30 protein-coding genes and 1 tRNA gene are annotated in these 22,680 nt (G+C 62.3%); 16 read left to right on the plus strand and 15 right to left on the minus strand.

The features are described from left to right. Positions 1 to 152: 152 nt before the first annotated feature. A complete protein-coding gene (locus LG385_RS11605; protein WP_181114318.1) occupies positions 153 to 452 on the plus strand; it encodes a hypothetical protein in 300 nt (99 codons plus the stop codon). Between the two features lie 184 nt (positions 453 to 636). Then, entirely contained in the window at positions 637 to 849 is a 213-nt protein-coding gene (locus tag LG385_RS11610; RefSeq protein ID WP_003234260.1) for a cold-shock protein, read from the plus strand. A gap of 99 nt (positions 850 to 948) precedes the next feature. Here the strand turns inward: LG385_RS11610 and LG385_RS11615 are convergent, their stop codons facing one another. Both LG385_RS11615 and LG385_RS11620 read right to left on the minus strand, forming a co-directional pair. Continuing rightward, on the minus strand, positions 949 to 1,263 hold the full coding sequence (locus LG385_RS11615) for an I78 family peptidase inhibitor (protein WP_225774417.1): 315 nt from the start codon (positions 1,261 to 1,263) through the stop codon (positions 949 to 951). A gap of 147 nt (positions 1,264 to 1,410) precedes the next feature. Beyond that, entirely contained in the window at positions 1,411 to 1,716 is a 306-nt protein-coding gene (locus tag LG385_RS11620; protein ID WP_225776228.1) for a hypothetical protein, read from the minus strand. Between the two features lie 123 nt (positions 1,717 to 1,839). Between LG385_RS11620 and LG385_RS11625 the strand changes: the two genes are divergently transcribed. Continuing rightward, entirely contained in the window at positions 1,840 to 2,055 is a 216-nt protein-coding gene (locus LG385_RS11625; protein ID WP_181114324.1) for a hypothetical protein, read from the plus strand. Here the strand turns inward: LG385_RS11625 and LG385_RS11630 are convergent, their stop codons facing one another. Genes LG385_RS11630 through LG385_RS11655 form a run of 6 tightly spaced genes read right to left on the minus strand, consistent with a single transcriptional unit; the run spans position 2,056 to position 8,444 of the window. Continuing rightward, positions 2,056 to 2,991, minus strand: a complete 936-nt coding sequence (locus LG385_RS11630; protein ID WP_225774418.1) for a nucleoside hydrolase — start codon at positions 2,989 to 2,991, stop codon at positions 2,056 to 2,058. A 4-nt stretch (positions 2,992 to 2,995) separates the two neighbouring features. Continuing rightward, complete coding sequence (rbsK, locus tag LG385_RS11635) at positions 2,996 to 3,937, minus strand: ribokinase (protein ID WP_225774419.1); 942 nt, start codon at positions 3,935 to 3,937, stop codon at positions 2,996 to 2,998. Then, complete coding sequence (locus LG385_RS11640; RefSeq protein ID WP_225774420.1) at positions 3,934 to 4,977, minus strand: LacI family DNA-binding transcriptional regulator; 1,044 nt, start codon at positions 4,975 to 4,977, stop codon at positions 3,934 to 3,936. The genes rbsK and LG385_RS11640 overlap by 4 nt, the downstream gene beginning before the upstream one ends. Before the next feature lies 1 nt (position 4,978). Beyond that, the gene (locus tag LG385_RS11645) at positions 4,979 to 5,968 is read right to left on the minus strand and encodes an ABC transporter permease (RefSeq protein ID WP_225774421.1); all 990 of its coding nucleotides are present in this window, start codon (positions 5,966 to 5,968) and stop codon (positions 4,979 to 4,981) included. Next, positions 5,965 to 7,503, minus strand: coding sequence for a sugar ABC transporter ATP-binding protein (locus LG385_RS11650; RefSeq protein WP_225774422.1), 1,539 nt, complete (start codon positions 7,501 to 7,503; stop codon positions 5,965 to 5,967). Before LG385_RS11650 ends, LG385_RS11645 begins: the two co-directional genes overlap by 4 nt. Beyond that, positions 7,500 to 8,444: a sugar ABC transporter substrate-binding protein gene (locus LG385_RS11655; protein ID WP_225774423.1), complete on the minus strand. Its 945-nt coding sequence runs from the start codon at positions 8,442 to 8,444 to the stop codon at positions 7,500 to 7,502. The genes LG385_RS11650 and LG385_RS11655 overlap by 4 nt, the downstream gene beginning before the upstream one ends. A 193-nt stretch (positions 8,445 to 8,637) precedes the next feature. Here LG385_RS11655 and LG385_RS11660 point away from each other — a divergent pair, with 193 nt between their 5' ends. Both LG385_RS11660 and LG385_RS11665 read left to right on the plus strand, forming a co-directional pair. After that, positions 8,638 to 8,916 (plus strand): DUF1654 domain-containing protein, encoded by a 279-nt coding sequence (locus LG385_RS11660; RefSeq protein WP_225774424.1) that lies wholly within the window; start codon positions 8,638 to 8,640, stop codon positions 8,914 to 8,916. Next, complete coding sequence (locus LG385_RS11665) at positions 8,909 to 9,610, plus strand: endonuclease (RefSeq protein WP_225774425.1); 702 nt, start codon at positions 8,909 to 8,911, stop codon at positions 9,608 to 9,610. The genes LG385_RS11660 and LG385_RS11665 overlap by 8 nt, the downstream gene beginning before the upstream one ends. On the opposite strand, the gene LG385_RS11670 is transcribed toward LG385_RS11665, so the two are convergent. Continuing rightward, entirely contained in the window at positions 9,611 to 10,174 is a 564-nt protein-coding gene (locus LG385_RS11670) for an SPOR domain-containing protein (RefSeq protein WP_225774426.1), read from the minus strand. Positions 10,175 to 10,312: 138 nt separating this feature from the next. Between LG385_RS11670 and LG385_RS11675 the strand changes: the two genes are divergently transcribed. Further along, the gene (locus LG385_RS11675; RefSeq protein ID WP_225774427.1) at positions 10,313 to 10,603 is read left to right on the plus strand and encodes a DUF6388 family protein; all 291 of its coding nucleotides are present in this window, start codon (positions 10,313 to 10,315) and stop codon (positions 10,601 to 10,603) included. Between the two features lie 105 nt (positions 10,604 to 10,708). Here LG385_RS11675 and LG385_RS11680 read toward each other — a convergent pair. Next, positions 10,709 to 10,785: transfer RNA gene (locus tag LG385_RS11680), tRNA-Val, on the minus strand. Between the two features lie 187 nt (positions 10,786 to 10,972). Between LG385_RS11680 and LG385_RS11685 the strand changes: the two genes are divergently transcribed. After that, positions 10,973 to 12,256: an NAD(P)/FAD-dependent oxidoreductase gene (locus LG385_RS11685; RefSeq protein ID WP_225774428.1), complete on the plus strand. Its 1,284-nt coding sequence runs from the start codon at positions 10,973 to 10,975 to the stop codon at positions 12,254 to 12,256. Positions 12,257 to 12,258: 2 nt separating this feature from the next. Here the strand turns inward: LG385_RS11685 and LG385_RS11690 are convergent, their stop codons facing one another. Then, on the minus strand, positions 12,259 to 12,939 hold the full coding sequence (locus tag LG385_RS11690) for a peptidase C39 family protein (RefSeq protein ID WP_225774429.1): 681 nt from the start codon (positions 12,937 to 12,939) through the stop codon (positions 12,259 to 12,261). A 171-nt stretch (positions 12,940 to 13,110) separates the two neighbouring features. Between LG385_RS11690 and LG385_RS11695 the strand changes: the two genes are divergently transcribed. Further along, on the plus strand, positions 13,111 to 13,287 hold the full coding sequence (locus LG385_RS11695) for a hypothetical protein (protein ID WP_181122214.1): 177 nt from the start codon (positions 13,111 to 13,113) through the stop codon (positions 13,285 to 13,287). A gap of 31 nt (positions 13,288 to 13,318) precedes the next feature. On the opposite strand, the gene LG385_RS11700 is transcribed toward LG385_RS11695, so the two are convergent. Continuing rightward, positions 13,319 to 14,065, minus strand: a complete 747-nt coding sequence (locus LG385_RS11700) for a TerC family protein (RefSeq protein WP_181114356.1) — start codon at positions 14,063 to 14,065, stop codon at positions 13,319 to 13,321. Positions 14,066 to 14,172: 107 nt separating this feature from the next. Between LG385_RS11700 and nhaR the strand changes: the two genes are divergently transcribed. After that, positions 14,173 to 15,072 (plus strand): transcriptional activator NhaR, encoded by a 900-nt coding sequence (nhaR, locus tag LG385_RS11705; RefSeq protein WP_225774430.1) that lies wholly within the window; start codon positions 14,173 to 14,175, stop codon positions 15,070 to 15,072. 48 nt (positions 15,073 to 15,120) lie between these two features. Further along, on the plus strand, positions 15,121 to 15,753 hold the full coding sequence (locus tag LG385_RS11710) for a YceH family protein (protein WP_225774431.1): 633 nt from the start codon (positions 15,121 to 15,123) through the stop codon (positions 15,751 to 15,753). Here the strand turns inward: LG385_RS11710 and LG385_RS11715 are convergent, their stop codons facing one another. After that, positions 15,754 to 16,575 carry a shikimate 5-dehydrogenase gene (locus LG385_RS11715; protein ID WP_225774432.1) on the minus strand — a complete coding sequence of 274 codons (822 nt, stop codon included), beginning with the start codon at positions 16,573 to 16,575 and terminating at the stop codon, positions 15,754 to 15,756. A gap of 169 nt (positions 16,576 to 16,744) precedes the next feature. On the opposite strand from LG385_RS11715, the gene LG385_RS11720 reads away from it, so the two are divergent. From LG385_RS11720 to pbpG, 3 genes are all read left to right on the plus strand, one after another. Continuing rightward, positions 16,745 to 17,080, plus strand: a complete 336-nt coding sequence (locus tag LG385_RS11720; protein WP_225774433.1) for a hypothetical protein — start codon at positions 16,745 to 16,747, stop codon at positions 17,078 to 17,080. Between the two features lie 112 nt (positions 17,081 to 17,192). Next, entirely contained in the window at positions 17,193 to 17,369 is a 177-nt protein-coding gene (locus tag LG385_RS11725) for a hypothetical protein (RefSeq protein WP_181114366.1), read from the plus strand. Between the two features lie 168 nt (positions 17,370 to 17,537). Then, positions 17,538 to 18,449: a D-alanyl-D-alanine endopeptidase gene (gene pbpG, locus LG385_RS11730; RefSeq protein WP_181114368.1), complete on the plus strand. Its 912-nt coding sequence runs from the start codon at positions 17,538 to 17,540 to the stop codon at positions 18,447 to 18,449. 52 nt (positions 18,450 to 18,501) lie between these two features. Here pbpG and LG385_RS11735 read toward each other — a convergent pair whose 3' ends face one another. After that, positions 18,502 to 18,975, minus strand: a complete 474-nt coding sequence (locus tag LG385_RS11735) for a hypothetical protein (protein WP_225774434.1) — start codon at positions 18,973 to 18,975, stop codon at positions 18,502 to 18,504. 202 nt (positions 18,976 to 19,177) lie between these two features. Here LG385_RS11735 and LG385_RS11740 point away from each other — a divergent pair, with 202 nt between their 5' ends. The 3 genes from LG385_RS11740 to LG385_RS11750 are packed head-to-tail and all read left to right on the plus strand — an operon-like array spanning position 19,178 to position 21,889. Further along, positions 19,178 to 19,861, plus strand: a complete 684-nt coding sequence (locus tag LG385_RS11740) for a response regulator transcription factor (RefSeq protein WP_225774435.1) — start codon at positions 19,178 to 19,180, stop codon at positions 19,859 to 19,861. After that, positions 19,839 to 21,233, plus strand: a complete 1,395-nt coding sequence (locus LG385_RS11745) for a sensor histidine kinase (RefSeq protein WP_225774436.1) — start codon at positions 19,839 to 19,841, stop codon at positions 21,231 to 21,233. The genes LG385_RS11740 and LG385_RS11745 overlap by 23 nt, the downstream gene beginning before the upstream one ends. Further along, positions 21,230 to 21,889, plus strand: a complete 660-nt coding sequence (locus LG385_RS11750) for a response regulator transcription factor (RefSeq protein WP_181114376.1) — start codon at positions 21,230 to 21,232, stop codon at positions 21,887 to 21,889. The genes LG385_RS11745 and LG385_RS11750 overlap by 4 nt, the downstream gene beginning before the upstream one ends. A 3-nt stretch (positions 21,890 to 21,892) precedes the next feature. Here the strand turns inward: LG385_RS11750 and LG385_RS11755 are convergent, their stop codons facing one another. After that, on the minus strand, positions 21,893 to 22,669 hold the full coding sequence (locus LG385_RS11755; RefSeq protein ID WP_181114378.1) for an enoyl-CoA hydratase: 777 nt from the start codon (positions 22,667 to 22,669) through the stop codon (positions 21,893 to 21,895). Positions 22,670 to 22,680 lie beyond the last annotated feature (11 nt).

Below are 22,680 nucleotides of genomic sequence, written 5' to 3' on the forward strand. Positions count from 1 at the left end.
TGAATGAGCGGGCCGCCATCCTAGCACACAGATCAGCAAGCGCTTGCGGGTTTCTTTGCCTTCAAAAGCCGTGGCGCTGAACTTGAGCGTAACGCCCGTTTCAAACAGGCAATGCCGCACAGTTTTTCTACTCCACCCTCAGGAGCCTTCACATGCGTGTGTCCACATTACTTTCCGCTGCACTGCCCTTTGCGCTACTGGCGCCTCTCACCGCCCAGGCTCAGTGGCCCGCCGGCGCCCGCGAGCAATACATGAGCGACTGCGTCGCCACCGCCACGCAAAGCGTAAGCACTGAAAAAGCCACGGCCCACTGCGCCTGTGGTGCAGAGGTGATCGACAAGAAGTTTTCCACCGAGGAGATCCAGCAACTGATGAGCAAGGCGCCACCGCCCACTGTGACGCTGCGTGATCGGCTGCAAAAAGAAGTGGCGGTATGCAAGGCAAAATCGTGATCGGAACGACCGTTCGGCGCCAAATCGCTGTCGCCACAGGCTTGAAATGCAGTGTTTTCGCTAAATCTCAGCTTTTTTAGCCCTGACGGGGTTACCAAAGCCGCGATTGTGTCTATGATGGCCCTGTACTGTTCGGTTGAACGGTACTCGTACTAGATACTTATGTTTCCTGGAGATACACCCCATGTCCAATCGCCAAACCGGCACCGTCAAGTGGTTCAACGATGAGAAGGGCTTCGGCTTCATTACTCCGCAAGGCGGCGGTGATGATCTGTTCGTTCACTTCAAAGCGATCGAATCCGACGGTTTCAAAAGCCTGAAAGAAGGCCAGACCGTTTCTTTCGTGGCTGAGAAAGGCCAGAAAGGGATGCAGGCCGCGCAGGTTCGTGGCGAGTAAGACTCCGCCGCTTGCAATGCCGAAGAGGCCCGCCAGGGGAACCGCACGATGCGGTCGACCTGGCGGGCCTTTTCTATTCAGGTTCCACCTCCCCCTTCCCTAACCGCAATTTGCTCGTACGATCTTGCCACTGTCGTCGGCGTTGAGGTTAAGCCGCTCCGATCGGTAATCCATGGTCACTGGATCATGGGGGCCAAGGATGCGCGCCATCAATGAGCCCGAGCGCACCTTTGCCTGCTCGAGCAATGCCTGTGAGGCCTGTTGCCCTACCGCAAACTGCGCGGCCTCGGAACTGCACCGCCCCGCTTCAACTGTCGGGGCTGCGGTGCTTGCTGGCGCCAGCGGTGTTGATGTGGAGCATCCGCCCGCCAATGCCAGGGCCGCAATTGCCAGCCCGGTTTTACCCAAACCCATGAAACCTCCTCGTTATTCAAGCGTTGCCCACCTGCGACCATGCGTGGCGCCGGAGGTTGCGTGGGAGTTTGCCCGTGTGGCGAGCAGGAGCGGCGAAGAAAAAGTGACAGGATATTACCTGGCCGACTGGCGAACACCTGATGGGCTTCAGTAGATATCGAGATAATCCGAGCGCGGATGCGGCCAATTACCCAGCAATACCGCATGGATCTTTGCCACCCACGCCTCGTCGCTTGCCGCGGCCGGCCCCACGCAGCCAGACCCGGCGGCCCAGGTTTCCAGGCGAAAGCGCACCCCGGCCAACGACTGCCCGCCAATTGCGTCAGTGGACAGCCAGGCCAGGCCGGCATCGCTCACCCGTAATTGGCAATGGGCCCGGTCGTTGCCTTGGGCGATCAGTTGGCGAACGGAAGCCAGGCGAGGCTCTCCGGGCTGGGTAAGGTCTATAAACATGTTCTGCAACGCCGGGTTTATTCCCGCAAAGTGTGCCATGACGGTGGGCTTATACCCAAGAATCCGTGCGTGGTATGGCGCAAAGTGATTAACTTGGCGCTTCAACCTCACGGCGGACCTGCCATGAACCTGACCCTCGTCACCGATATAAAGGCCAGATGGGCCGAAGGCCAGTGCTCCTACAGCCCTACAAATCCTGAAGAACTGGCAATCATCAGCGTCGACCTGCTGGTGCGCGAACTGGGCACCGAAGCGGCCCGCGCCTTTGTCGACCAAGTATTCGAGCGCTTTGCTCAAGAGCCTCGCTGGTCCCCATTGGAACCCATGCAGGCGGTGTGATCAGGGCAACCGGGCCAGCGCCTTGCCAAGCAGTTCGAAAAAGCCCTCGCTGTTCGCGTCTGTCACCCACGTGACCGGCGCACTGCCCCGTACTGCGTTTTCCAGCAGGCGGCTTCGGCCAAGGTCATCGCCTTCGCCACAGTCCACGCAAGCAATGGCGGGCATGGTTTGATAAATCGTAGGCTCCAGCAGCCACGCGATCACGTTGGCATCGTGCACAGGGCCGCCCGGCAAGCCATAGCGCTCCATGTCCACCCGAATATACGGCGCCATGATCGCAGCTACGCGTTCGCTGGCGCGGATTCCCAAGCCCTGAAGCCAATCAAGCCGGGCGTGGCCGGTGAGCACTTTGTGAGTCACGTCCAATGGCAGGTACACCAGAGGTACGCCACTGGCCAGCACCTCAGAGGCGGCATGGGGGTCGGCGAACAGGTTGAATTCGGCCACTGGCGTGACGTTCCCTGGGTTGAACCAGGCCCCGCCCATGATCACTACCTGCTTGATCCCCTGAACGATACCCGGCGTCTTGCGCAGTGCCAACGCCAGGTTGGTCTGCGGGCCCAGCAAGGCGAGCGTGATACTTGCAGGCGCGGCGCTGGCCAGGGTGCGCACGAGATACTCCACCGCATGCTCGCTCGCCGGGCCTTCTGCGGGTGAGTGAATGGCAAAGTCCGGCAAGCCTTCGTTGCCGTGTACGTCTTGCGCATACAGCGGCATGCGTTGCAGCGGCCGATCCGCTCCGGCGTACACCGGCACATCGCCACGCCTGGCCCATTCGCGTGCCAGGCAGGCATTGCGGGTGGTCTTGGCGAGGGGAACGTTGCCCGCCACGGTGGTGATCGCCATCAGGTTGATAACCTCCGGGCGCGCCATGGCCAGGAGTAGCGCCACAACGTCGTCCACGCCTGGGTCGGTATCAATGATCAAATCAAGCATGGGGTCACCAAGGCCAGGCCAGAACTTGCTGGCGGTCTGGAATGGACGGCTGGGCACCCTCACGGGTGACCGACAACGCCGCAGCCTGCTGCGCGAAACGAATCGCCTCGACCTCCGCACAGCCCTGTGCCAACGCGGCGGCGAAGGCACCGATGAACGTATCCCCCGCCGCCGTCGCATCCACCGCGCTCACTTGATAAGCGGGAAAATGCTGCACCCCTTCAGGCCCGGCAAGCAAAGCGCCAGCCTCGCCCAATGTAAGCAGCACCTTGCCGGCGCCCCGCTGAAGCAACGCCTGTGCGGCGGCCTCGGCGCCGTCCCGGCCCGCCACCGGAACGCCTGAAAGCAATTGTGCTTCGCTTTCGTTGGGCACCAGGTAATCGACCCAAGGCAACCATTGCGCAGGCAACGGCCCAGCGGCAGGCGCCGGATTGAGCACCACTGTTTTCCCAAGCGCACGCGCGCGCGCCAAGGTGTGACCCACCACCGCCTCTGGCACCTCGAGCTGGCACACCACCACTTGCGCCCCAAGCAGCGCCTGCTCCATCGCATCCACGTGCTCGGTGGCAAGCTCCCCATTGGCCCCAGCCACGATCACGATGGTGTTTTGGCCGGCTTCTTCGACAGTGATCAGTGCGACACCTGTGGGCACGTCCGGAAGAATACGCACGCCTTCGCAGTCGATAGCGTCATCCAGCAATGCCTGGCGCAGTGCCCGTCCGTTCGGATCGTCGCCCACACAGCCGATCATGCTCACCTGCGCCCCGAGGCGCGCCGCCGCCACCGCCTGGTTGGCACCTTTGCCGCCGGGCGCGGTGACGAAGCGGGTACCGGTCAGGGTCTGGCCCGGTTGCGGCAGGCAGGGTGCCCGCACCACAAGGTCCATGTTCAGGCTGCCCACCACCACGACTCGGCCCGGTGCTTGAACCTGTTCTTCGGCATTCATATGTTCGCTTCTTCCTGGTTACAAACCTGCGCCGCCATTCTGGCCTGCGGCGGCGCGGTGGATTCTCTTGGAACAATGGTCGGGGCGACTACATGCCGCCGCGGGCCCGAGGATTCCCTTTTCTGTATTCGCGCCAGCAGGCATTCGGCAGCCAGCTCACCCAGTGCCAGTATGGACTGGCCGACAGTCGTGAGCGCCGGATACACGTACCGACACATCTGTATATCGTCAAAACCGATCACTGACAGTTCCCTCGGCACGGCCAGCTTGCGCTCAGCGGCCGCGCGCAGCAGGCCCATCCCCAACATGTCGTTGGCGGCAAATACCGCACTCGGCGGGCGCTCGCCAAACAGCGCTACCCCTGCGCGGTAGCCGCCGTCGGCACTGAAATCACCAGCCAGCCGCCAATGTGCGGGAACCGCTACGCCCGCCTCAGCCATCGCGCGGTCGAAGCCGGCCTGGCGCAAGCGGGCCACCGTGGTACCGGCCGGCCCATTCACACAGGCGATGCGCCGATGGCCAAGTTGTAACAGGTGCCGGGTGGCCAGGTAGGCACCCTCAGCGTGATCAATGCACACCAGGTCGGCATCCACTCCGGGCATTTCGCGGTCCACTACCACCATTGGCGTGGTCAGGCCGCTCCAGTCATCGCAGGCGACACCACTGTCTACGGCGGCGAGCAACAGACCATCCACGCGCTTTTCCTGCAGCACACGAAGGTAACTGCGCTGCTTGCGCGGATCGTCATCGGAGTTGCAGAGGATCACGCAGTAGCCGTTGCGCTCGCAGGCATCTTCGATGCCCCTGGCGAGTTCTGCGAAGTAGGGGTTGATGTTGTTGGGCAACACCAGGCCGATGGTGGCGGTTGCGCGGGCTTTCAGCGAACGCGCCACACCGCTGGGAACATAAGCCAGCTCGGCAATGGCAGCCTCTACCTTGGCGCGTACCGCGTCGCTCACCGGCCGGGTATTGTTCACCACATGGGACACCGTGGTGTAGGAGATGCCAGCCAGCGCGGCGACGTCCTTGATCGTCGCCATGTCAACCCTGCCGCCGGGCGCGACGGCTTCGGTAGGTATCCAGTATCACCGCCAGCACAATCACCGCACCGGTAATCAAGCGTTTGGTGGGTTCGCTGGCGCCGATCTGTGCCAGCCCGGCCGCGAGTACCGAGATGATCAACACGCCGAACAACGTGCTGATCACCGAGCCCCTGCCCCCCATCAGGCTGGTGCCGCCGATCACGACGGCGGCGATCACTTGCAGCTCCAGGCCTGCCCCCGCATTGGGGTCGGCGGCTTCCAGGCGCGATACCTGGAACAATGCGGCCAGGCCGGCCAGCAGCCCCATGAACGAAAACACCAACACTTTGTAGGGGCGGGGGTCCACGCCTACCAGGCGTACGGCCTCTTCGTTGGTACCAATGCCTACCAGGTAGCGGCCGAATACGCTCCGGCTCAGCACCAGTTGGGCGCCGACAACCACCGCCAAGGCAATCAGGAAGGACGGCGAAATACCCCAGAGCAGCGGCTCGGACAACGCGCTATAGGCATCGCCGATATAGGCCGTGCGCGAATCCGTGAGCTGGTACGCCGCGCCCCTGGCCATTTCCAGCACGCCGAGCGATACGATGAACGACGGGATGCGCCAGGCTACCGTCACGCTGCCCGTGACCGTACCGGCCAAAGTGGCGCAAGCCAGGCCTAACGCTGCAGAGGGCAGCGGGCCCCAGCCCCAGCCGAGCATGGCCACGCTCACGGCGGAGGCAGCCAGCGCGAGCACGGAGCCGACCGAGAGGTCGATACCGCCGATGATTAGCACGTAGGTCATGCCTACGGCCAGTACCATCAGGTCCGGGATCTGGTTGGCCAGCATGCTGAAGGTGCTGTAGGAAAGGAAATGGCTGCTGAGGAAGGAGAACAGTGCGATCAGCGCCAGTAACGCTCCGCCCAAACCAAGGTAAGTACGTAACGCTGCCGGAGCCAAGCGAACGCCGCCAGCCCTCGGTGGAGGTGCAACGGTGGTTTTCATAAGTGTTCCTCGAGCCCGGAGCGGGCTTGATGATGACCATTGCTACCCAGCGCTGCGGCGAGAAGTTGGTCCTGGGACCATTCGTCCCGGTCGAAGATGCCGTTCATGGCGCCCTCGCACATCACGCCGATGCGGTCGCAGAGCAGCATCAATTCTCGAAGGTCGCTGGACACCACCACCAGCGCCTTGCCTTGGCGCGTGAGGTCGCCCAGCAACCGGTAGATATCAAATTTGGCGCCCACGTCGATACCACGGGTGGGCTCGTCGAACAGCAATACCTTGCAGTCCCGCTCCAGCCAGCGGCCGATCACCACCTTCTGCTGGTTGCCGCCCGACAACTCGCCAACCGGCTGTTCCGGCCCGGCGCTTCGGATGCGCATGGCATCTATCTGCCGCCGCGCAAGTGCGTCTTCACGCGTGCTGCTCATCCACCCCAGCGAGGCCACCTGGGGCATGTTACCCAAGGCCAGGTTGGCACTGATGGGCTGCTGCAGCAGCAAGCCTTCGCCCTTGCGGTCCTCGCTGATAAGAGCAATGCCTTGGCGAACGGCATCCACGGGGGAGTTCAGCTTCAGCGGCAGCGGGGGCAAGCCAAGGCAGACTCGCCCGCTGTCTGCCGGGTCTGCCGCGAAGATCAACCGCAGCAGCTCGGTACGCCCCGCGCCGATCAGCCCCGAGATACCCAGGATTTCACCTTCGCGCACCTCGAAGCTCACATCACGCACCTTGCGCCCTCGGGTAAGGCCACGCACCTGAAACAGAGGCGCGCCTATCCGCCGCTCGCCCAGGTCGATACGCTCTCCCAGCTCGCGACCGACCATCAGGTTCACCAACTGCGGTTCGCTGACCTCGCCGGTAGGGGTGACCGACACCAGCCGACCGTCCCGCAATACCGCCACGCGCTGGGCAATACGGGCGATTTCTTCCAGCCGGTGAGAGATGTACACCAACGCCACGCCGGCCGCGCGCAACCGCTGGATCTGGGCAAACAACAGTTCTACTTCGCGCCCGGTGAGCATGGCCGTGGGCTCGTCCAGGATCAGTAGGCGGCAGTCACCAATAAGGTTGCGGGCGATTTCCACCATCTGTTGGTGGCCGATACCCAACGCGGCAACGGATGTATCGGGGTCCAGCCCCTCCAGCCCTACCCTGGCCATGGCTTCCACGGCCTGAGCCCGCAGGCGCGGGCGGTCTACCCAGCCGAAGCGGCGCGGGAGACGTTCGAGGAAGAGGTTCTCGGCGATGGTAAGGGTGGGCAGCAGGTTCAGCTCCTGCAGTACCATGCGCACGCCTTGGCGTTCGGCTTCGCGGCGGGAACCCGGCTGCCACGCCTGGCCGAGAAAGCGCATGCTCCCGGTGGTGGGCGTTTCCAGGCCGGCGATAATGCGGGACAAGGTGCTCTTGCCCGCGCCGTTCTCACCGGTGAGCGCCAGTACTTCGCCCGCGTTCAGTTGCAGGTCCACGCCGGCGAGTACCGGCTGGGTGTAGGTTTTCCCTACCCCCGCCAGTTGCAATACATGTGCGGCCGCGTTCATGGCGCGGCCTGGGTAACCAGGTCAACCGGGGTTTGTACATTGCCGCCGGCCTCGCTTTTCTCACCTTTCACCCGGCGCAATGCTTCTTCAATGCCAAACACCGCCTGGCGCGCCGCGTACTGGTCGGCAGTGGCCAATACACGGCCATCCTTGAGCATCGGCGCGATGGCCTTGATGTTGTCGTACCCGACTACCTGCACCTTGCCCGCCTTGCCAGCGGCACGTACCGCCGACACCGCACCCAGCGCCATACTGTCGTTCCCGGCGAGCAGCGCCTTGATGTCGGGATATTCGTTGAGCATGGCCGTGGCTACGGCGTTGCCCTTGTCGATCTCCCAGTTACCCGACTGCACCGACACCACTTTCATCCCGGCGGCGCTCATCGCCTCCTTGAACCCCGCACTACGCATCTGGGCGTTGGTGGTGGTGGGTACGCCTTCGATGATCCCTACCTGGTCACCCGACTGAAGCCTGGTAGCCAGGTATTCGCCCACCTTGCGCGCGCCAGCGCGGTTGTCCGGCCCTACAAAAGGCACTTCCAGCTGTTTGCTCTTGAGCACATCCGGGTCCAGCTGGTTGTCGATGTTCACCACCTTCACGCCCGCGTCGCTGGCTTTTTTCAGCACTGAAACCAGCGCCTTGGAATCAGCAGGGGCGATCACCAAAGCATCCACATGGGCATTGATCATCTGCTCGACGATACGGATTTGCGCAGCGGTATCGGATTCGTCCTTGATGCCATTGGAGATCAAGTCGAAGTCGGCGGCATGTTCCTTCTGATAATCCTTGGCGCCGTTCTCCATGGTAAGGAAGAACTCGTTGGCGAGGGATTTCATTACAAGGGCCACCTTGGGCTTTTCCGCCGCCTGAAGAGGCGAAGCGGCGAGGCAGGCAGCAAGCACGGAAATGGAAAGACCACGGAGAAGCGGCAGCGTGTTCATGGGGCATCCTTTTTAGATTTATTTGGGCCCGTTGCACGAGGCAAACGTTTGCGCAACAACTATGGAAGGCGTTTCGCTAGCTGTCAAATCAGAAAAAGTGAGCTTTTAGTGGAGAAAAAACCAGCCAGATTCGACTAGACCTGTAGGCAAACAAGCGCAGCGGCTTGCGAAAAAGAATGCATCCCACTACTGTATGCGCATACAGCAACAAAAGGAAACACCTGTGGCCCCCTCCACCTCGTCCCCTGCGCCGGTGACCGCTTACGAACAACTGGCACTGCGTGTTCAAAAAATCATTAACGCTCCACCTGCCCAACGGGCCCGCTCCGCGCTGCTATTTCGGCAACCGACAGAAAGCCCGGAGGACTGGCAGCGCTTGCTGGATGAAATTTCCGAGAACGACAACGTGACCCTTGCCTGGCGTGACGATGGTGGCATTCAACTGTTCTGGGTGGTGCAGAGCGATGATTGAACGGCGGCTGTTGGCAGGGTTGGCGGGCGTTTGCCTGCTGCTGACGCTTCCGGTGCACGCGGAAGCGCCGCGTACCTTTTCGGAGGCCAAGAAAGTGGGCTGGAAGTTGTATGCGCCCCAGTCGACGGAGTTTTACTGCGGGTGCAAGTACACCGGCAACAAGGTGGACCTTAAAGGCTGCGGTTATGTGCCTCGAAAGAACCTCACACGCGCTTCGCGCATCGAGTGGGAGCACATCGTGCCGGCCTGGCAGATCGGCCATCAGCTGCGTTGCTGGCAGAATGGCGGGCGCAAGAACTGCACTCGCCATGACAAGCAATACCAGCAGGCGGAGGCAGACTTGCACAACCTGGTGCCGAGCATTGGCGAGGTGAACGGTGACCGCAACAACTTCAGTTTCGGCTGGCTACCGGAGAAAAGCGGCCAGTACGGCAGCTGCCTCACTCAGGTCGATTTCAAGGCCCGGAAGGTGATGCCACGGCCCACCATCCGCGGCATGATCGCCCGTACGTACTTCTACATGAGCAAGCGCTACCACTTGAAGCTGTCCAGCCAGGACGTGAAGCTGTACCAGGCCTGGAACAAGACTTACCCGGTACAGCTTTGGGAACGCCAGCGCAACCAGCGGGTAGCGTGCGTGATGGGCCACGGCAATGAGTTCGTGGGCCCGGTAGACCTCAAGGCCTGTGGTTGATCAAGGCGCGGGGTGCGGCTCCACCTGTGATTCGATGCCCTGGCCGGCCATCAGTTTATCCCGGGTGGCTTCGGCTTCTTCACGGCTGGTGAAGGGGCCGAGGAATATCCGCGGCTTGCCGTTCTGGTTCACCACATTGGCCATGAACCCATGCTCCACCAGCCGCGAGGTCATGTCGCTGAGGGCGCCGGGGTTGTTGTCGGCAATACGTACGTCCCACCCAGTGGTGGAGTCTACCGCCGCCGGCGCGGGCGCCTGGGCCTGAGTTACCGGCTCGCCACAGGCTGCCCGCACTACTACGTTGCTACCGTCTCGGTCGATTACCGCCTGGTAGCCCTGTTCGGTCCTGATTGCCGCGTAACTCTGGAAGCCGCTGTAGTTACCGCTGGCGTCCTTGCCTTTTACCTGGCCACACACATTGCCCTGAGGGGTGGTGCGCACATTGGTGAATTTTGCCGAGGCCGGGTTTTCCAGCTGGGCCGCGACCGCCTTGTGCGCTTCTTCCACCGCGCTGCCGCACCCGGCCAACGATAACACCAACGCCACACCCATCAATTTACGCACGCCAACGCCTCCTGAAATTCAAGGCGCGCATTCTAGCATTGCTGCCAGCGAGCGGGCGGCGCTCTACCCGGCCCAAACCCGGGAAGTGGCGGGATGTGGCATCATGTCGCTCCGAATACCTGTTTGCCGAGACGTTTAATGATCCCGAAAGAAGCCCGCCAGCAATTGGCCTGCGACCGCTATCTGGCTGCCCACCCGGAGCTTGCCGAAGAAATCCGTGAACTGGACAGCCGGGAGCAACAGCAACAGGTGCTATGGGCCATGGAAGATGCCGCCGGCGACCTTGGGTTGGAGCCGTGGGAGTACGTGCTGGAGTTGATCGCCGACAGCCCCGAAGCCCTCGCGGCGATGCGCGACGAAGTGCACCGGGAAGTAGCCGAGGCCCTGGGCATGGGCTGGGAAGAGTATCGGCAGCTTAACGAGTTGTGAGCGTGGGAGGCCGTCACGTACGGCCTACCTACAGCGCCCGGGCACCGCGCAAAACAAAAAAGGGCGACCCTTTCGGATCGCCCTTCTTGTGCCTTTCGGCGAAGCTGGTAGGCACAATTGGACTCGAACCAACGACCCCCACCATGTCAAGGTGGTGCTCTAACCAACTGAGCTATGTGCCTGCTGTGGGTGCGCATTCTACGCCAGCGTCGCCCGCTGTCAACCGATTTTCCCCGTAAGCTGCTGAAAACTGGAAAAAAACAGCGGGATCACAGCCGGTCTGGTTCTCCGCGTGGCTGGCTGGCGGTGATAAAGAAATTGGGGTAGGATGCCGCCGTCGTCAAGAATATTAAACAAAAGGTTGCTGAAATGGCGAACACCGCTTACCCGCCCTCTTACTATGCCGCGTCGGCCAACCCCGTTCCGGCGCGCCCTGCCCTGCAGGAAACCATCGAAGCCGACGTGTGTGTAGTCGGCGCCGGCTATACCGGCCTGTCCAGTGCGCTTCACCTGCTGGAGCAAGGCTTCAGTGTGGTAATGGTAGAAGCCGCCCGGGTTGGCTTCGGCGCGTCGGGCCGTAACGGCGGCCAGATCGTCAACAGCTATAGCCGCGACATCGACGTGATCGAGCGCACAGTCGACAAGCGCCAGGCCGAGTTGCTGGGCGCGATGGCGTTCGAGGGTGGGCGAATCATCCGTGAACGCGTGGCCCGTTACAACATTGATTGCGACTTGAAAGACGGCGGTGTATTCGCGGCCATTACCAGCAAGCAGATGGGGCATCTGGAAGCGCAGAAGCGCCTCTGGGAACGTTATGGCCATACACAGTTGGAGTTGATGGACCAGCGCCGCATTCGCGAAGTAGTCGCTTGCGACCAGTACATCGGTGGCATGCTGGACATGAGCGGTGGCCACATCCACCCCCTGAACCTGGCGCTGGGTGAAGCGGCGGCGGTGGAATCCCTGGGTGGCCGCATCTTCGAACAAACCCCGGCTACCCGCATCGACCGCGGCCCTAACCCCGTGGTGCATACTCCGCAGGGCCAGGTAAAAGCCAAGTTCGTAATCGTGGCGGGCAATGCCTACCTGGGCAACCTGATTCCGGAGCTGAGCGCGAAGTCGATGCCGTGCGGCACGCAGGTAGTGGCCACCGAGCCCCTGAGCGACGAGCTCGCCCGCAGCCTGTTGCCTCAGGATTACTGCGTAGAAGACTGCAACTACCTGCTGGACTACTACCGGCTGACAGCGGACAAGCGTCTGATCTTCGGCGGCGGCGTGGTGTATGGCGCCCGGGACCCGGCGAACATCGAAGCCATCATCCGGCCCAAGATGCTCAAGGCGTTCCCGCAGCTCAAGAACGTGAAGATCGACTACGCCTGGACCGGTAACTTCCTGCTCACCCTGTCGCGCCTGCCGCAGGTGGGCCGCATCGGGGAAAGCATCTACTACTCCCAGGGCTGCAGTGGCCACGGCGTGACCTACACGCACCTGGCGGGCAAGGTGCTGGCAGAGGCATTGCGCGGCCAGGCAGAGCGGTTCGATGCCTTCGCTGCGCTACCGCACTACCCCTTCCCGGGCGGCCAGGCACTGCGAGTGCCGTTGTCCGCCATCGGCGCCTGGTATTACAGCCTGCGCGACAAGCTGGGAGTTTAAGCCTACCGGCCGCCCAGGGCGCTCAGCGCCTTGGCAGCGGCCTGCTCCTGGCCGGCGGCACCCAGGCGGGCCGCCGCCTCGCGCCAGCGCGCCGGATCGACCTCTGCCGGCAACCGCCCCGGCGCCTGCGCCAACACCGCCCAATTTCCTCCAGCCTGCCACGCTGACACAAAGCCCGAGAACGACATCAACTGCCGGCGCTGATTACCTGAGCGCAGCAGCACATGGCTGCGGAAACGGTCGTACCCTACCAGCAACGCATATTGATCACTGCCCCAGAGTGTACCGGTGCGGTACCGCAACAATACCGGGTTACCCGCCGCAACCTGCGTCAGCAATGCCGGGAACTGGCCATCGACCGGGTAAACAACCAGGCCGTACTGCCGCGCGGCCTCCTCCAGGCTCCGGTCAAGCACCGGGGCGCTTGCGGGCAGTTTCAGATAAGGCGCCACCAGCCCTGGAGTGACGTTCACCCCGCGGTCGCGGAGCAGCGCGGCCAGGGCCGTAGGCGCTCCCTGATCGTTGTCGCCTCGGTAGAACGGCACCGCGGTCAGCTCGACCCGGTCGGGGAGGACACCGATTCGCGGCGCGGGGTGGTCCGCGCAGCCTGCCAGCAAAGCGACAACTCCGACGCCCAGCACGGTATGCCGATACAAACGGTTTAATATTTCTGACAGCATCATGCCCCCTGAGCCTACCGGAACACGCTTCCGGCCAACGGGCAATCATAGGTGGGTAAGCGCCCACAGGATAGGCCCGGCGCACCACTCGTCACATGGCAGGAAACATAGTGGCCACTAGACTGCTCTGAGTAACACACGCCTGCGTTTGTTATGCCTGAAGGAGGTACGCTGATGAGCCTGACAGTGGCGATACTCATGATGATCATGGCCTGGCTACTGGTCGCCGCGGCAATGCTGTGGGGAGTGCTGCGGATCACCCGGCGCCACCACCACTCATTGCGCGAAGCGCCCAAGCCGGGCCCCCGTCCCCGAGCCGGGCACACTCACCGCGTCGCCAGCGCCCACTGACAAAACGCCCCGTTGACCGGGACGCAGTGCATCAGGCAGACGGGGTGTGCTTGCGCTTCGCCCGCCGAGCCCAGAGGTTGAGGCATTCGATCGCCGCCGAGAACGCCATGGCGGTATACACGTAGCCCTTGGGCACATGGGCACCGAAGCCTTCGGCGATCAGGGTCATGCCGATCATGATCAAGAAGCCCAGCGCCAGCATCACTACGGTCGGGTTGGCATTGATGAACCGCGCCAGGGGCTCGGCCGCCAGCAGCATCACCAGCACCGCGACCACGACAGCGATCACCATGATGGGCAGGTGCTCGGTCATGCCGACAGCGGTGATAATACTGTCGATGGAGAACACCAGATCGAGCATCAGGATCTGACCAATGGCCGAGGCCAGGCCAATACCGACCTTGGCGCTTACCTTGGCATCGGCCTGAGCGTCCGGATCCACGCTGTGGTGGATCTCACTGGTGGCTTTCCAGAGCAGGAAGAGGCCACCGGCGATAAGGATGATGTCCTTCCAGGAAAACCCATGCCCCGCCACCTCGAACACAGGGGTGGTAAGCGTGACGATGAACGCAACGGTGCTTAGCAAACCCAGGCGCAGGATCAACGCCATGCCGATACCCAGCCGCCGCGCCTTGGTCTGGTGCTCAGCGGGCAGTTTGTTGGTCAGGATGGAAATGAAAATGAGGTTGTCGATGCCCAGCACTACTTCCATCACGATCAGGGTGGCCAGCGCGGCCCAGGCGGCCGGGCTGACAAGAAGGTCCATCAGGTATTCCATGACATGCTCCAGGTACTCACGAATGACGGCAAGTGTAGATGCGCTTATACTTCCGGAAAATTCGTATTTCTCATATCAACAGTTCGGTTTATTCGAAGCGTAGCCTCATGCTCAATTACCGCCAGCTTCACTATTTCTGGATCGTGGCGCGTACGGGCAGCATTACCCGCGCCTGCGAACAGCTGAACCTCACGGCGCCGACAATCAGCGGTCAGCTTTCGCTGCTTGAAAGCAATCTGGGCCTGCAGCTGTTCCAGAAGGTGGGCCGCCACTTGGAGTTGACCGAGGACGGCCGCCGGGTTCTGGCCTATGCAGAGCCCATGTTCGAAGCCGGGGTCGCCCTTGAAGCGATGATCCGTTCACAGCCAGGGCAACAGCCGCGCATGTTCAGGGTAGGCGTGGCCGATGTGGTTCCCAAATCCATCGTCTACCGATTGCTGGCCCCGACCATGTCACTCGACAACCCACCGCTACGCATTGCTTGCCGGGAGGACAAACTGGAGCGTCTGCTGGCAGATCTCGCCATCCAGCGCCTGGATCTGGTGATATCTGACAGCCCCGTCCCCGCCCAGCTGGACATCAAAACCCGCACCATCAAGCTGGGGGAATGCGGCATCGGCTTTTTCGCCACTCAGTCCCTGGCGCAGGCGTGCGCCGGAGAATTCCCAGGTTGCCTCGACAGCCAGCCGCTACTCATCCCGGGGCCGCAGAGCGTGGTGCGCGGGCGGCTGCTGAGATGGCTGGAGGAATGCCGTATAAACGCCAGAATCGTCGGGGAATTCGACGACAGCGCACTAATGCAAGCCTTCGGCACAGCGGGCACTGGCATATTCGTCGCCCCTCGGGTGATCGCCGACGACCTCCTCCGCCCAGGGGGAGTAGTGATGCTGGGAGAAACCGAGGCGGTGGCCGAAGCCTTTTACGCGATTTCAGTGGAGCGGCGTGTTAACCACCCAGGGATTCTTGCCGTAGCCGAAGGGGCGCGACATGACCTCTTCCAGCAATAGCCAACGAAGCCGTACTCTAGGGGCCCCTTTTTGTGCAGGTGCCCCGCGATGACTGACGACCTCGAGCCGCAACGGCCTGAGTTGACCGCTATCGACATTCGCATTCTCGGTTGCCTGGTCGAGAAACAGGCCAGCAATCCGGAAACCTACCCCTTGACGCTCAACGCATTGGTGTTGGCATGCAACCAGAAAACCAGCCGGGATCCGATCCTGCAGCTATCTCCGGGCGAGGTGGGCCAGCGCCTGCGGGTGCTCGAAGGCATGGGCTTTACCCGTCTGGTGATGGGTAACCGCGCCGACCGCTATGAGCACCGCCTGGACAAGGCGCTCGAGCTGGTCCCGGCACAGGTGGCCTTGCTGAGCTTGCTGTTCCTGCGTGGCGCGCAAACCATCGGCGACCTGCTTACCCGCAGCAGCCGGCTGCATGCCTTCGATGACACAGAGCAGGTTCGTCATCAGCTCGAGCGCCTGGCGGCCCGTGGCTTGGCTCAACAGCTGCCCCGCCAGGTGGGCCAGCGCGAGCTGCGTTACACCCATGGCTGGGCGGTAGGCACCGACGCGCTGGAGCACCATGGGGCAGAGCCGCCAACCGCCGCGCCGGCCGCAACCGACCGGATCAGCGCGCTGGAAGCCCGGATCGCGGCGCTGGAAGAGCGCCTTGCAAAGCTGGGCCTGGACTGACTAGCCGGCCGTGGCGAATGCCACCGCCTCGGCCACCTGCTGATCGCTGGGGCGAATGCCGGTATACAGCACAAACTGTTCCAGCGCCTGCAGGGCGACCACGTCTTCGCCGGTGATGACAGGCTTGCCGGCCGCTTCGGCAGCAAGAACCAGCGGGGTACGTGGGGGGATGGCTACCACATCGAACACCACGGACGCACGCTCGATGGCCTGTTCGCTGAAGGCCAGGCCGTTGGCTTCAGGCCCGCCGGCCATGCCGATCGGCGTAACGTTCACCAGCAGGTCCGCCTGCAGGCCCTCTTCGTCCGCCGCCCAGGCATAACCACAGCGATCGGCCAAGGCCGGGCCGGCCTCGGTGTTGCGCGCAATCAGTGTGCCCCGGGCAAAACCGGCGTCCTTGAAGGCGCTGGCCACAGCCTTGGCCATGCCACCGCTGCCACGCACGGCCAGGCGCATGTCGGTCGACAGTGCATGGCGCTCGATCAGTTGACGAATGGCCAGGTAGTCCGTGTTGTAGGCCTTCAAGTAACCGGCGTCGTTGACGATAGTATTGATAGAGGCGATTGCCGCAGCCGAGGCATCCAACTCATCCACCAGTGGGATGGAGGCTTCCTTGAACGGCATGGACACCGCGCAGCCACGAATGCCGAGTGCGCGTATGCCACTGATTGCTGCTGGCAAGTCGGTGGTCGTGAAAGCTTTATAGAAGTAATCGAGATCCAGCGCTCGATAAAGGAAGTTGTGGAAGCGCGTGCCGAAGTTACCGGGGCGCGCCGCCAGGGACATGCACAACTGGGTTTGCTTGTTCGGAAAAATAGCCATGGAAGATCCGACAGGTGTTTGATGAGTAAGGAAATCGATACGATGACCTTACATAAAATTTACCGTTTTCGGGCGCGGGTTTTAACTGTTTCACTGTCATAGTGTGTACGGCAGTCCCAGGAACCCGAAGGCGGGCTCCAGGCGCCACGTCGTATTACGAGGACCCATCATGATTCGTCATCTACCCAAAATCGCCCTTCTCGTTGGTGCACTGAGCCTTGCCGGCCCGGCCGCCGCGCACGGTGGCGGCGGTGTTGGCCCAGGTGTACTTGGCGCGGTACTCGGCGCCGCGGTCGTTGGCGCGGTTGTCGCTCGCCCTGCTCCCGTGGTTGTGGAGCAACCGGTGTATGTCGCGCCCCAGCCCGTGTATGTACAAGCGCCACCTCCACCGGTGTACTACCAACCGGCTCCGGTGTACGTAGCACCGCCACCCCCACCGCCTGGTTACTATGCGCCGCCAGGCTACTATGCGCCGCGTGCCTACTACGGCCCGCCTCGCTGGTAAAACACTCGCCCTGGATGGGTGGATGATGCAAAATAGCCACTATCGAGGGCGGCTTCTGTCGCCGGCTCGCTCAGGCCTACATTGAGCGCATTGAGTCCGCGAGGTTCCCAACATGTTTTCCTGTCGCGTGATGAGTGTCGTTGGCAGCGCAGTTCCCGAACACCTGCGCGATCTAGGGCTTCTGGTCTGCTGGTATGTCGTGGTTGACGGCGAAATCGTCAGCCCGCCCCTTCTTTCCCGAAACCATGCCGACCGTTTTCGCGAAGAACTGTGCGGCCTTGCCGCCTGACCTTTAGCACATCCAGATTCTGGCCTTCCTTCAGTCCCTGCCTGCTCGCGCGAATGAAGAAACATTTACCTGTTTGGGCAATCGACAGGCACTTGGCCATAAATTTACAATGTCGCCAGTTTCGATGGCACGGACGCCACACTTCTACTCTTCTTGCGAGCAATCTCCGTGAAAACCCCTCTTTCGATACTGAGCCTTTGTTTCGTGCTCGCAGGCGCTTGCTTTACCTCGAACGCTACGGCAGCCGATAGCGCATTCAAGCGAGACCCGGCACAGCTGCACCTGGCATCCCATAGCGCCTTGCTGGTGGATCTTCAAACCAATCAGGTGATCTACGAGAACAAACCGGACCAGGTGGTGCCCATTGCGTCGGTGACCAAACTGATGACCGCCATGGTGGTGCTGGATGCCAAGCAATCGATGGATGAAGAAATCACCGTCGATATCAGCCAGACCAAAGAAATGAAAGGCGTATTCTCCCGTGTGAAGCTGGGCAGTACGCTGAACCGGCACGACATGTTGCTGATTGCGCTGATGTCCTCCGAAAACCGCGCGGCCGCGAGCCTGGCGCACCACTATCCCGGTGGATATAACGCCTTTATCGCCGCCATGAACGCCAAGGCCCGGGCCTTGGGCATGAGCCATACGCGTTATGTAGAACCTACAGGGCTGTCGGAACAGAACGTATCCACGGCGCGCGACCTGAGCAAATTATTGGTCGCGGCGCGGCGTTACCCGATGCTGTCGGAGCTCAGTACCACCAAGGAAAAGACCGTTGCGTTCAAAAAGCCCAACTACACGCTGGGCTTCCATAACACCGACCATCTGCTGAACCAGAAGAACTGGGACATCGAGATTACCAAAACCGGGTTTACCGACAAGGCGGGCCATTGCCTGGTGCTGGTTACCAGCATGGGCGGCCGCCCGGTCGCCATGGTGATCCTCGATGCATTCGGCAAATATACCCACTTCGCCGACGCCAGCCGCCTGCGCACCTGGGTGGAAACGGGGCGCAGCGCCAAGGCGCCGGCCGTGGCCATGCAGTACAAGGCCGAGAAACACCGCCAGTTGGCGGATTGAGCGCACCCGGCCATCGGCCATTTGGGAGTAGGCGGAGCCAGCGAACCGGCCTTCAGGCCGTGGTGCTGATGCTGGTCCCGCTGGTGCTGCTACCTTCGTCGACCAGTGCCTGCAGCAGCTCGGCGTTGACAGTCTGCAGTTCGCTGCTGGTCGCTGCCACCTGCGATTGAGCCGAGGCAACAGCGGCGGCTTTCTGTTCTTCGGTACCACTGCCGTTCTGGGCTTTCTGCAGCGCTTGCTGCTCCTTGGCCAATTCCTTTTGCAGCGCTGCAACCTGTTTTTTCAGGTCAGTGACGGTATCTGAATCGCTGTCGCTATCGCTGCTGCTCGACGCGCTACCACCACCGGCAGGCGGCCCACCCGCGCCTTGGGCGCTGTTGGTGCTGGCGGCCGTAGTGGCGGTGCTCGCTGCGGTTGCGGTGGTGGTGTCTTCGGTTTCAGCCCCGGCGGCGGTGCTGCTGGCGCCCTTGGTGGCGCTGGTGGTCTGGATGTGAACGTTCGAGGCAATAGCGGACAAGCTGGTCATAGGGACCCCTGTGAACGGTTTATTGGCCTACCCTGCATCGGCGCGCCTGGCGCAAGCTTTAACACAGCCTGGTATCCGCTTTGTACCGGGGCCGTTACTGTCTGATCATCCTGATGGGCCAAACATGAAATAATCTTCAAATAGCCCTGACCCCAAACTTGGCACAATGCCACGGTCCGCTTCAGAACCAGCAGGTACCTCCATGACACGTGTATTGACCATCGAAGACGATGCCGTTACCGCCCGGGAAATCGTGGCGGAGCTGAGCAACCACGGCCTGGAGGTGGATTGGGTCGACAATGGCCGCGAGGGCCTGGTGAAGGCCGTGAGCGGTGTGTATGACGTGATCACCCTGGACCGGATGCTACCGGAGCTCGACGGCCTGGCCATCGTGACCACTTTGCGCACCATCGGCGTTTCCACGCCGGTACTGATGATCAGCGCCCTCTCCGACGTGGATGAACGCGTGCGCGGCTTGCGCGCCGGGGGCGACGACTACCTCACCAAACCTTTCGCATCGGATGAAATGGCCGCGCGGGTTGAAGTGCTGCTGCGCCGCAAGCAGACCGGCGCCGCCCAGGACAACACCCTGAAGGTCGCGGACCTGGAGCTGGACCTGATCACCCGTGAAGCCCGCCGTGGTGGCCAGCAACTGAACCTGCTGCCCACCGAGTTCAAGCTGCTCGAATTCCTGATGCGTAACGCTGGCCAGGTGCTTACCCGCATGATGATCTTCGAAGAAGTGTGGGGCTACCACTTCGACCCAGGCACCAACCTGATCGACGTCCACATCGGTCGCCTGCGCAAGAAGATCGACCCGGCCGGGACACCCCCGCTGATCAAGACCGTGCGAGGGTCTGGCTATGTCATTGCCGAACCCCTCTAAGGGTTGGCGCTCCTCCAGCAGCCGGCTGCTGGCGCTGTACAGTTTCCTTTTTGTGGCCTGGAGCAGCATCCTGCTCGGTGTGTTGTATTTCGAAGTGTCGGACTACCTCAACAGCCTGGCGCGCCAGTCCCTGATGCAGCGCCAGCACCTGTTCGCCCGCTTCGGTGGGCGTGACCTCGAAGACGCCCTGGCCGCCAGCCAGGCGTTCGACGACCGTGCATTCGATGCCTATGGCCTGTTCGATGACGAGCTTTATCCCATAGCCGGCGAGCTGCAGCGCATTCCCCGTGGCCTGGCGCTGGACGGGGACATCTACGAGCTGGACGACTGCATCGACTCCAACGACCCCAAGCTGCCGCAAGACAGTTGCGCAGCGGTGGCCATGCCCACCCGCGACGGGCGCTGGCTGGTCCTGGTGCGGGATAACGGCTCGGTGTTCGCCGTGACCCATATCATCCTGCGCGCGCTGCTATGGGGCGTGTCATTGACCATATTGCCGGGCGCGGCTGGCTGGCACCTGCTGCGCCGTAGGCCGCTACGGCGAATCCGCAAGATCCAGGCGAGCGCCGAAGCCATCATGGCCGGTGACCTGGCCCGCCGGCTGCCACTGTCCAACCGCCGGGACGAATTGGACATGCTGGCCGCCATCGTCAACGCCATGCTGGACCGCATAGAAAAGCTGATGTTCGAGGTCAAGGGCGTGTGCGACAACATTGCCCACGACCTGCGAACCCCCCTCACCCGCTTGCGTGCCCAGCTGTATCGCATCAAGCAGCAAACCGAGGACAGCTCCAGCCAAGGGCAGCAGCTGGACCAGGCCATTGCCGACACCGACACGCTCATGGCGCGCTTCCGTGGCCTGCTGCGTATCTCGGAAATCGAAGACCATCGCCGCCGCTCGGGCTTTGTGGAACTCGACCCACTGGAGCTGTTGCGCGAGCTGCATGATTTCTACCTGCCCCTGGCCGAGGAAGGCGAACTCACCCTTGCGCTGGGCATTCCCGAAAGCGTGCCGGCCGTTACGGGCGATAGGGCCCTGCTGTTCGAGGCCATCGGCAACCTGCTGAGCAATTCCATCAAGTTCACCCCGGCGGGCGGCAAGGTACTGCTGCAGGCAGAGGTGCACCAGGGGATGACCCGGATCAGCGTGGACGATTCCGGCCCGGGAATCCCTGAAGAAGAAAGGCAAGCCATTTTCCAGAGGTTTTACCGAAGCGATGAATCCGCCCAGGGAGGCTTCGGCCTCGGGCTTTCGATCGTAGGCGCGGTCGTGAACCTGCATGGCTTTGGCCTTGAAGTCACCGATAGCCCCCTTGGCGGCGCCAGGCTGGTGCTCGATTGCCGCCCCACCAACGCACTGGTTGCCACATGAACCTTCTTTACATTACCGAGCAACCCGACCAGGCCCTGATGCAGGTACTGGCCGATCATGCGGGCGACATCGTTAGTACGGCGCCGGAGCATGCGGATCGGCACCTGCATGGCCGCTACCGCTATATCGTGCTGGACCTGCTCAGCGCACGCCCGGACCTGCTGCACAAGGCAGTAGGGCGCCGGGGGCGGGCCCGGCTTCTGGTGCTGTTGGGGCAAAGCGACTCCAGCACACGGGCGCAGGTGCTTCAGGCCGGGGCCGACCTGTGCTTGCCTCGCCCGCTAAGCGCGGAAGAGCTCGAGGCACGCATGCAGGCGCTGAGCCGGCATTACCCTATACCCGCCGCTGAACCAGGCCCCGGGCTATGGTTGTCGAGCAATCGCCTGCTACTGGGCCGAGGGCACCAGCAGCAGAGCGTGACGGTAACCGAACAGCGGCTGTTGGCCCTGTTGGCCCAACAGGCCGAACCCATCAGCCGTCAGGCCATCGAAGCGCACCTGTGGGAAGATGCCGGGCAAACCCGCGGCCCGTTGATAGAGCGGCACATCTGCAACCTTCGCCGCAAGCTGAGCGAGCTGGGTGCGCCGTACGCACTGCAAACCCTTCGCGGCTACGGCTATTGCTTGAGTGAAACGCTGCGCCTGCGCACCGACTGACCTTCAGCCGTGACGGAAGTCCGGCTTGCGTTTATCCACGAACGCCGCCATGCCCTCCTTCTGATCCTGGGTGGCAAAGGCGGCGTGGAATACCCGGCGCTCGAAGCGCACTCCCTCGGCCAGGCTCACTTCGAAAGCCCGCTCTACGCTCTCCTTGACCATCATGGTCATGGGCAAGGATTTTTCCGCGATTACCGCCGCCACCGCCAGCGCTTCGCTGACCAGTTCGGCTTTAGGCACAATGCGCGCTACCAGCCCGGAGCGCTCGGCCTCCTCGGCATCCATCAGCCGCCCGGTAAGGCATAACTCCATAGCCTTCGCCTTGCCGATAGCCCGGGTGAGGCGCTGCGTACCGCCCATGCCCGGCAGCACCCCAAGGTTGATTTCCGGTTGGCCGAAGCGAGCGTTGTCCGCCGCCAGGATGAAGTCGCACATCATCGCCAACTCGCAGCCGCCACCCAGGGCGTAACCCGCCACCGCAGCAATGATCGGCTTGCGCCGCGCGGCGAAGCGGTCGGCCTCGCGGAACAGGTCATCCATGTAGATGCCCGGGTAGCTCAGGCCGGCCATTTCCTTGATGTCGGCGCCGGCAGCGAAGGCTTTTTCCGAGCCTGTGATCACCACGCAACCGATCCCGGGGTCGCGTTCCAGCTCATCCATGGCCTGGTTCAACTCGGCCACCACTTGGGCGTTCAATGCATTCAGTGCCTGCGGACGGTTGAGGGTCAGCAGGGCCACCCGGTCATGGCGGGTGAGCATAACGGTTTCAAAATCAGGCATTACAAGCTCCT

The organism is Pseudomonas sp. Marseille-Q5115 (assembly GCF_916618905.1).
Lineage (GTDB): Bacteria > Pseudomonadota > Gammaproteobacteria > Pseudomonadales > Pseudomonadaceae > Aquipseudomonas > Aquipseudomonas japonica_A.

What these genes read in the sequence shown, in the direction of transcription:
- LG385_RS11605 (WP_181114318.1), top strand. Translation starts at nt 153, where the DNA reads ATGCGTGTGTCCACATTACTTTCCGCTGCACTGCCCTTTGCGCTACTG.
- LG385_RS11610 (WP_003234260.1), top strand. Translation starts at nt 637, where the DNA reads ATGTCCAATCGCCAAACCGGCACCGTCAAGTGGTTCAACGATGAGAAG.
- LG385_RS11615 (WP_225774417.1), bottom strand. Translation starts at nt 1,263, where the DNA reads ATGGGTTTGGGTAAAACCGGGCTGGCAATTGCGGCCCTGGCATTGGCG.
- LG385_RS11620 (WP_225776228.1), bottom strand. Translation starts at nt 1,716, where the DNA reads ATGTTTATAGACCTTACCCAGCCCGGAGAGCCTCGCCTGGCTTCCGTT.
- LG385_RS11625 (WP_181114324.1), top strand. Translation starts at nt 1,840, where the DNA reads ATGAACCTGACCCTCGTCACCGATATAAAGGCCAGATGGGCCGAAGGC.
- LG385_RS11630 (WP_225774418.1), bottom strand. Translation starts at nt 2,991, where the DNA reads ATGCTTGATTTGATCATTGATACCGACCCAGGCGTGGACGACGTTGTG.
- rbsK (WP_225774419.1), bottom strand. Translation starts at nt 3,937, where the DNA reads ATGAATGCCGAAGAACAGGTTCAAGCACCGGGCCGAGTCGTGGTGGTG.
- LG385_RS11640 (WP_225774420.1), bottom strand. Translation starts at nt 4,977, where the DNA reads ATGGCGACGATCAAGGACGTCGCCGCGCTGGCTGGCATCTCCTACACC.
- LG385_RS11645 (WP_225774421.1), bottom strand. Translation starts at nt 5,968, where the DNA reads ATGAAAACCACCGTTGCACCTCCACCGAGGGCTGGCGGCGTTCGCTTG.
- LG385_RS11650 (WP_225774422.1), bottom strand. Translation starts at nt 7,503, where the DNA reads ATGAACGCGGCCGCACATGTATTGCAACTGGCGGGGGTAGGGAAAACC.
- LG385_RS11655 (WP_225774423.1), bottom strand. Translation starts at nt 8,444, where the DNA reads ATGAACACGCTGCCGCTTCTCCGTGGTCTTTCCATTTCCGTGCTTGCT.
- LG385_RS11660 (WP_225774424.1), top strand. Translation starts at nt 8,638, where the DNA reads ATGCGCATACAGCAACAAAAGGAAACACCTGTGGCCCCCTCCACCTCG.
- LG385_RS11665 (WP_225774425.1), top strand. Translation starts at nt 8,909, where the DNA reads ATGATTGAACGGCGGCTGTTGGCAGGGTTGGCGGGCGTTTGCCTGCTG.
- LG385_RS11675 (WP_225774427.1), top strand. Translation starts at nt 10,313, where the DNA reads ATGATCCCGAAAGAAGCCCGCCAGCAATTGGCCTGCGACCGCTATCTG.
- LG385_RS11685 (WP_225774428.1), top strand. Translation starts at nt 10,973, where the DNA reads ATGGCGAACACCGCTTACCCGCCCTCTTACTATGCCGCGTCGGCCAAC.
- LG385_RS11690 (WP_225774429.1), bottom strand. Translation starts at nt 12,939, where the DNA reads ATGATGCTGTCAGAAATATTAAACCGTTTGTATCGGCATACCGTGCTG.
- LG385_RS11695 (WP_181122214.1), top strand. Translation starts at nt 13,111, where the DNA reads ATGAGCCTGACAGTGGCGATACTCATGATGATCATGGCCTGGCTACTG.
- LG385_RS11700 (WP_181114356.1), bottom strand. Translation starts at nt 14,065, where the DNA reads ATGGAATACCTGATGGACCTTCTTGTCAGCCCGGCCGCCTGGGCCGCG.
- nhaR (WP_225774430.1), top strand. Translation starts at nt 14,173, where the DNA reads ATGCTCAATTACCGCCAGCTTCACTATTTCTGGATCGTGGCGCGTACG.
- LG385_RS11710 (WP_225774431.1), top strand. Translation starts at nt 15,121, where the DNA reads ATGACTGACGACCTCGAGCCGCAACGGCCTGAGTTGACCGCTATCGAC.
- LG385_RS11715 (WP_225774432.1), bottom strand. Translation starts at nt 16,575, where the DNA reads ATGGCTATTTTTCCGAACAAGCAAACCCAGTTGTGCATGTCCCTGGCG.
- LG385_RS11720 (WP_225774433.1), top strand. Translation starts at nt 16,745, where the DNA reads ATGATTCGTCATCTACCCAAAATCGCCCTTCTCGTTGGTGCACTGAGC.
- LG385_RS11725 (WP_181114366.1), top strand. Translation starts at nt 17,193, where the DNA reads ATGTTTTCCTGTCGCGTGATGAGTGTCGTTGGCAGCGCAGTTCCCGAA.
- LG385_RS11735 (WP_225774434.1), bottom strand. Translation starts at nt 18,975, where the DNA reads ATGACCAGCTTGTCCGCTATTGCCTCGAACGTTCACATCCAGACCACC.
- LG385_RS11740 (WP_225774435.1), top strand. Translation starts at nt 19,178, where the DNA reads ATGACACGTGTATTGACCATCGAAGACGATGCCGTTACCGCCCGGGAA.
- LG385_RS11745 (WP_225774436.1), top strand. Translation starts at nt 19,839, where the DNA reads ATGTCATTGCCGAACCCCTCTAAGGGTTGGCGCTCCTCCAGCAGCCGG.
- LG385_RS11750 (WP_181114376.1), top strand. Translation starts at nt 21,230, where the DNA reads ATGAACCTTCTTTACATTACCGAGCAACCCGACCAGGCCCTGATGCAG.
- LG385_RS11755 (WP_181114378.1), bottom strand. Translation starts at nt 22,669, where the DNA reads ATGCCTGATTTTGAAACCGTTATGCTCACCCGCCATGACCGGGTGGCC.